This is a genomic window from Asticcacaulis sp., from assembly GCF_051956075.1.
Taxonomy (GTDB): Bacteria; Pseudomonadota; Alphaproteobacteria; order Caulobacterales; family Caulobacteraceae; genus Asticcacaulis.
This window is the reverse complement of the sequence record NZ_JBQCGA010000006.1, coordinates 69536-76023: the sequence shown is the minus strand read 5'-3', so window position 1 is coordinate 76023 and position 6488 is coordinate 69536. Positions and strand designations below refer to the sequence as shown.

The 6488-nt window shown below is 58.3% G+C and carries 3 protein-coding genes and 1 pseudogene; all 4 read right to left on the bottom strand.

The annotated features are described in order from the left end of the window. Positions 1–270: 270 nt before the first annotated feature. Positions 271–1029: pseudogene (locus ACTHLA_RS01410) on the bottom strand (FadR/GntR family transcriptional regulator). Between the two features lie 68 nt (positions 1030–1097). Continuing rightward, positions 1098–1649, bottom strand: a complete 552-nt coding sequence (locus ACTHLA_RS01405) for an arsenate-mycothiol transferase ArsC (protein WP_440184496.1) — start codon at positions 1647–1649, stop codon at positions 1098–1100. Between the two features lie 59 nt (positions 1650–1708). Further along, positions 1709–3331, bottom strand: coding sequence for a GH35 family beta-galactosidase (locus ACTHLA_RS01400; RefSeq protein WP_440184493.1), 1623 nt, complete (start codon positions 3329–3331; stop codon positions 1709–1711). Between the two features lie 143 nt (positions 3332–3474). Beyond that, entirely contained in the window at positions 3475–6444 is a 2970-nt protein-coding gene (locus ACTHLA_RS01395; protein ID WP_440184491.1) for a TonB-dependent receptor, read from the bottom strand. Positions 6445–6488 lie beyond the last annotated feature (44 nt).

The following is a 6488-nucleotide window of genomic DNA, read 5'->3' as shown; positions in this document are numbered from 1 at the left end:
TGCACAACGCAAGCGCGTTGCACACATCCCCACAGCCTCAACAGCAGGAAGGGGATTCAATCGATCAAGGAAAGATGGTAGCTTGAAACACCGAGATTCTGGCGGCACCGCCAGCGACAATTAACCGGCAAGACTCTCTCTTAAGTCTGCACAGTTTCTGTCCAACTCATGGGGTCCACCGCACCTTCGCTCACGCCCTCGCGATGAACAACAGAGCCAGCAAACGTTTCACGCGCTCAGCCAAGCTGCGGCCGATAGTTACGGTTTAGGTTAGGAGTCCGCGCTTAACGCCTTGAATCTGGTAGCCATAGTCTGTCTGCGTTCAGATGATGCTTTACGCGCGTTTTCGACCGCAACCAGCTCTGTCGCGCGTAAGAGATGTTCGATCACCCGGTCCATGTGATCGTGCATTGACTGCCGCGCCGCGACCGGAGATCGGGTTCTCAGCGCATCGAGAATGTCCGTGTGCTCACGTATGCGATCATTCATGCCAAGATTGGCGGCGCGCGCGAGGATGTTACGGGCGAGCTGGGAGGTATAGCGCCAGTCCCAGAGATTTTCGATGCTCGACACCATAGCGCCGTTCCCGGTCGATTGCGCAATCAGCATATGAAAGTCGCGGTCGGCCTTTTCCGCCTTGCCCTGATCTGAATCGCCCATATCCTTGATCAGGTTTTCAAGTTCGCTCAGTTGCTCGTCGCTGATCAGCGGAGCGGCGAGGGCGGCGACCTAGCCCTCAAAGAGGCGGCGCGCTTCGATCAGCTCAAACGCGCCGATTTCAGAATCGGTGATAGGCGGTGAGCGGTGCTTGGGCGGCGACACGGTGATGCCAAGACCCTGCTTGGCTTCGATGAGGCCCATAATTTCAAGGGCGATCATGGCTTCGCGCAACGAGGGTCGGCTGACGCCGAACTGCACGGCCAGTTCGCGTTCGGTCGGCAGGCGGTCGCCCGGCTTATAGTGGCCGGACTCGATTTCGGCGGCGATGGAATCGGCGATGCGGCGATAAAGCTTCTTGGGGTCGGACATAGAGGGTCTTTATTATAAATTGCCCGCCAAGGGTATGACCTTTATGCCAAACTTTCAACCGGATCGTTTTAGGACGCTTTTTCAAGACCAGGCATAGGCGCATCGCTCAAGGCGTTCTCAAAGCCGATCAGATTGACGGCTCGGACAAGGCGTTTGCCGGTAAAGTCCTCGGGAAGGTCTAAAAGGGCGGTGATGTTCCGCGTTAAGATGGCGTAGGCGTGGTGGAGCAGGCGCTCGCGTTCGGCGGCGTCGCTCGCAGAACTCGGGTCCGGAATATCCCAATGCGCGATCGGAATGCGCTCTAAGGAGGAAAGGCACATCTCGCCGACGGCGTTATTGCAAAGCGTGATCGCCAGGTCGATCCTGGGTTCATGGCCACCCACAAAGGCGCGCCATGATTTTGGGTGAAGCCCGTCTGTCGAGATGTCATGTCTCTGCAGCAGGCCTAACACCATAGGCGAGACCTTCTCCTTCGGCGCTTCGCCGGCTGACCAGCCTTTTACGCGCTCGCCGTCGAGCGCGTTCAGGAGCGCCTCGGCCATGATCGAGCGGCCGATATTGAATGTGCAGAGGAACAGGACGTGCATGGCGAACGCAACTCCAGGGGTTGAGGCGTCCATTATCGCTTGCAATCCTTTGCAAAGGGATACTGCAGGTCGTTAACGGATGTTAACGCGCCCTACTGGTATCGGTAGAGCCGCAAGCGCAGGATCCAGGTCTGACCCGACGGAATCTGCAACTGGCGTCCCTGATGGATTTCGTCGCCGTTCAGCCAGCGGCCCTCGATGAACTCGCCATTTTCAAAATGGCCTTCGACCACCTGTTCCATGCCGATCTGATCTTTCCCGTCAGGATCGCTGAATCGGAGCGTAATGCCCGTCCCGGCGACGATGAATTCGTCCTTACCGGTCTCTATGATCATGCCGCCATGCTCTGCGACATTCTGTTTATCCTTAGCGACCCACGGATAGACCATATTGGCGGAAAAGCGCACGCCGCCCAGATCAAAGACCTGTGGCGTCTCATCGACGGTTCCGTCATAAGCGACCGGGGCTCTAAAGCCGCGCATCAGGTCTTTGCCCTGACTTTGCAAAATCAGCGGCGTCAGTTCTTTCAAGGCGGCATAGGTCGCGATGATCGGATCGTGATCGGGCAGGTTTTCGATCGAAAAGGGCGAGAAGCTCATCGCGTCGAGCTGGCCGAACGCGTACCAGGCGTTGCCGGGCGCCTGAATAAAGCCCGCCTGATTGGACTCCGGCGTCAGGAAGGGATTGTCAGGGCGTTTGAACTGTTTGGCCCACGCGATGAAGTCAGGGAAATAGTGGTCGATGCCGATGATGTCGATGGCGGGGGCGCCGGCCTTCCAGACATCGAAAAGATGCGGCAGGGGGCCTGCGCTCGGATAGTCTCCGGGGGCCTTGCCGGGGCGGTTCAGTGCGACATTGACATACATGGGAAGGTCATAGGCTTCCTTGCCAGCGCGCGTCACCGCGTCAGCGTAGCGGGCGAAATACCAGGCCTGAAACACTTCCTGTCCCGCGGCGTCAGAGCCAAAGACGTCGCTCCAGCTTCCGGTTTCGCGATAGCCATGGGCCGCCCAGAGCTCAGTGAGTTCAGGGCGCAGACTGGCCTTGTGCGCCTTCAAATAGGCGATCAGCTCTGGCGCGACGGGGCCGTTCCAGGCGGAATTCGCCGCGGCGCTGTGATCGCGCGCGCATGAAAGCATGCCGATCTCGTTTTCGACCTGCATCATCAGGACGGTATGGTCGGCGTCCGTCGCCTTCAGATGCGCCAGCAGCGCGGAAAAGGCGGCGCTGTCGGCCGTGAGCGTATCGGAATCGAACGGTGAGAGAATATCCTGCGCCACGCCCTTCTCATCGCGGGCGCGGCTATAGGTTTTCCAGTCGTGTTTGACCCATGCAGGCGCATAGGTCGACATCGAATTTTTCCAGGCGCCGAACCAGAGAAGAACGAGATGGACATGATGGGCTTTCGCCTGCGCGATATCGGCGTCGATCACTGAAAAATCGAAATACCCCTTTTTTGGTTCGATCTGATCCCACTCCACAGGCATGAAGAGGGTGTTCAGACCGATGCTGTCGAGCTTGCCCCATTGCGCATTGAGATAGGCGGGATCAGAAGCGGTCGAATTGCCCAGTTCGCCGCCGAGCATCAGGAACGGGTGATCATCAAGGATAATTTGCGTCGCCGAACCCTGCTTGGCCAGATGCGGCGGCTCCGATGCGAGAGCCTGGCTGGTGAGGAGGGCTAAGGCCAGGCTGATGAGCGGCAATGTGCGCATGGGCGAAGTCCGATCGATAAAAAAAGACGGCGGCTCGCCAGGAGGACGGGCCGCCGTAGTCTAACGCAAAAAAGCCAGATTGCGTCGGGGAGAGAAAAACGCGACGGCGGGCAGGAAGGCCCCCGCCGTCGCAAGGGGTTGGCCTAGTACTGAGCGCGCCAGCCGATATAGATGGTCGAGCCCGGGTTGTTATAGCTATAGGGTATGTTCTTGAGGGTATAGTAGTTGCGATACCCCTGCTTATCGAGATTGACCGCATCGAGCGTAATGCTCTGGTCAAGCCCATAGAGCTTGAACTTGTACGCCGCCGACAGGTCGATCTGGTGGCGTTCGGCGCTATACCAGTTATAGGCCATGTTGTTGGCGGAGGGCATGATGCCGATCGGCGTGCGGCTGACGTCGGCGTAAGAGGCGTGCACCGAGAACGGACCCTTTTCGTAGTAGGCGGTCAGGTTATAGGTGTCGTCTGGAATGCCGAGCGCCAGAGCGATATTGTTGTAGCTGAAGTGGGTGTAGTTGACGCTGTAGCCCAGACCATTCAGCAGGAAGTCGAGCGGTTGCACCCACATGAACTCCTCGCCGTTCAGCTTCAGCTTGGTGCTCGCATTGATCGGCTGGGTCAGGTTGATGTTGAAGCTGTTCAAGAGGCTCGGATTGGCGGTGATGGCTGCAACCGTCGTTCCCAGCTGCGTGGCGATCGCCGTCTGCTGCTGCGAGGTCGTGTCGGTGTAATTCACGCCCAGAGAATTGAACGGCACGATGCTCGTGACATTGGTGGTGTAGTTGCTGATAACCTTTTGGAAGAAGGTCAGGCCGACATAGCCCGCGCCGCCCGTATAGTACTCGCCGCCAATATCGAAATTGTTGGAGTAGTAGGGCTTGAGCGCCGGATTGCCCGAGGACGCATTCTGCCCGCCCGGATCAGAGTAGTTGAGCTGGGAGGTCATTTGCGACGGATTGGCGCGCGTCATGGTCTTGGAGGCGGCGACGCGCAGATTGAACTTATCGGTGACGTTGGCCACCGCGTTGAACGAGGGCAGCACGTCACTATACTTGTGCTCGGTCGTCAGATAGATGATCTGGCCGTTGACGCTCGACGGCGAGGTCACGGTCTGGTCGGTTTTCTGATAGCGCAGGCCAAAGTTCGATTTCACCGGAACATTGAACAAGGAGCCGTCATAATAGGCGACGGCGAAGGCGTTATTGATCCTCTCCTTGATGAAGCCGGCGCCGGCGCCGTTATAGGTGGTGCCGGTCGTGATGCTGCCGTTGGCGTTCAGATAGGTGTCGTAATTGGTCGCCTGCTCGATCTTGGAGAAGTTCGGCTCAATGAAGCTTGTGTAGCCTGTGCCCGAGACGCCGCTCATCATGTTTTTGACGGTCATCGGAACCAGATACTGGCCGAGGGCCGAATCCGGGATCGCCGCCTTGAACGCATTCGAATAGTTGGTCGAGTTGTCGTGCACGTCGATGCTGCGGACGTAGGAGTCGTACGCAATGCCCGCCTTAAGGCGCCACTCGCCCAGTTCCTTGGTCAGGTTGGTGTGGAAGGAGTGGGCATTGACGTAGCGCTTGTCGCGTTGCAGCAGCACCTGGAAGGTGCGCCAGCCCAGATTCGGATCGTTCAGATTGACGTTCGGATTGATGGTCGGGATATCATTGCCGCCGTCGTTCTTGTAATCGACCGTGATGTTGGTGTTCGCGGGCGTGGTGAATTTCAAGAAGGTGACGTCGCGCTCATAGGTCGAGTGCGTGTAGGCCAGTTCCGCATCCCAGGTCAGGGTGTCGGTCAGCTTCCAGTTCATGCCCGTATTGAAGCTGGCTATGCCGGTATCGTCGACATAGTGGTTGGTTTCCGACAGGAAGGCCGAATTGGCGAAGGTTCCGGACGTCACGACATTGTTGCTGTCGACCTGCATGTTCAGCGGGATCATGCCGCCATTATAGCCGTCATTGGCGCCGGTCGAACGGATCACCCACATCATGTCGGTGCGGATGGCGTCGCGCTGCGCCTTGCCGCCGAAGATGTCGAAGGTGAAGCGTAAATCGTCGTTCGGGCGATATTCCATCGAGATCAGGCCGATGTTCTGTTTGGAATCGCCATCCAGCAGGTAGTTGCGACCCAGGCGCGGCAGGACGGCGCTCTTGAGCTGAGTCTCTGTCAGGCCTGGGTTGAGGGCCAGCAGGTCAGCTTCGCTCAGGGTCGTTCCCGGCGTCAGGCCATTGCCCGTGTACGGATAGACGGTGTTCGAGAATTTAAATCCGTTGGAGCCGCCGATATTGACCGGATTGCCGCTGGAATCGAAGCTCAGGCTGGGATCGCAGCCGGTGCAGAAATTCGACAGGTTCGGATCGGACCAGCCAATGGTTTCAAAACCGTCCGAGAAAACCTTCTTTTTCGACGATACGAAACCGGCCAGAATGCCGAACTTGTCCCACGTCTTAGAGGCGACCGCCGAAAAGCGCGGGGAGTAGTCGCGCGCATTGGTGTTATAGCTGCCTTGCAAGGACAAGGACAGGTGCGCGCCCTTGCGGTCGAACGGTCGGGCGTTCTGCAGATTGACCGTCCCGGCGATGCCGCCTTCCATGGTGTCGGCGCTGGGCGTCTTAGAGACGTCCACGCGATTGAACAGCTCGGTCGGGAACATGTCCAGATCGACCTCGCGGTTGGGCGAGGACGAGCCGGTAAAGCCGAAGTCAGAAGCAACCGCGACGCGGTTGTCATTCATGGTGACGAGCGTAAAGCTGGCCGGCAGGGCGCGCACCGAGATCTGGGTGCCGTCGCCGGTGAGGGCGTCGCGCTGAACCACCATGCCCGGAACACGCTGCATGGCTTCGGCCATGTTCAGATCCGGGAACTTGCCCATATCTTCAGCGAAAATGGATTCCGTGAAATTGGTGGCGTTTTTCTTAGCCTTGGTCGCGTTCTGCAAGGAGGCGCGATAGCCGGTGACAACCACGACAGTCGAATCGTCTTTTTTCGCCTTGTCAGCCCCTGCGTCCTGCGCCTGTGCGGCGAGGGCGAAGCCCGTGCTCAGCGCGCTCGCGCCGAGCACGGTTGCGCCAAGCAGAATCGTCTTGAGCGCGCCGGCGCGCCCCTTCGTCTTTAACATGCTTGTTCTCCTTAACCTCGTTTACGAGGTCAAACCCTGTTTAT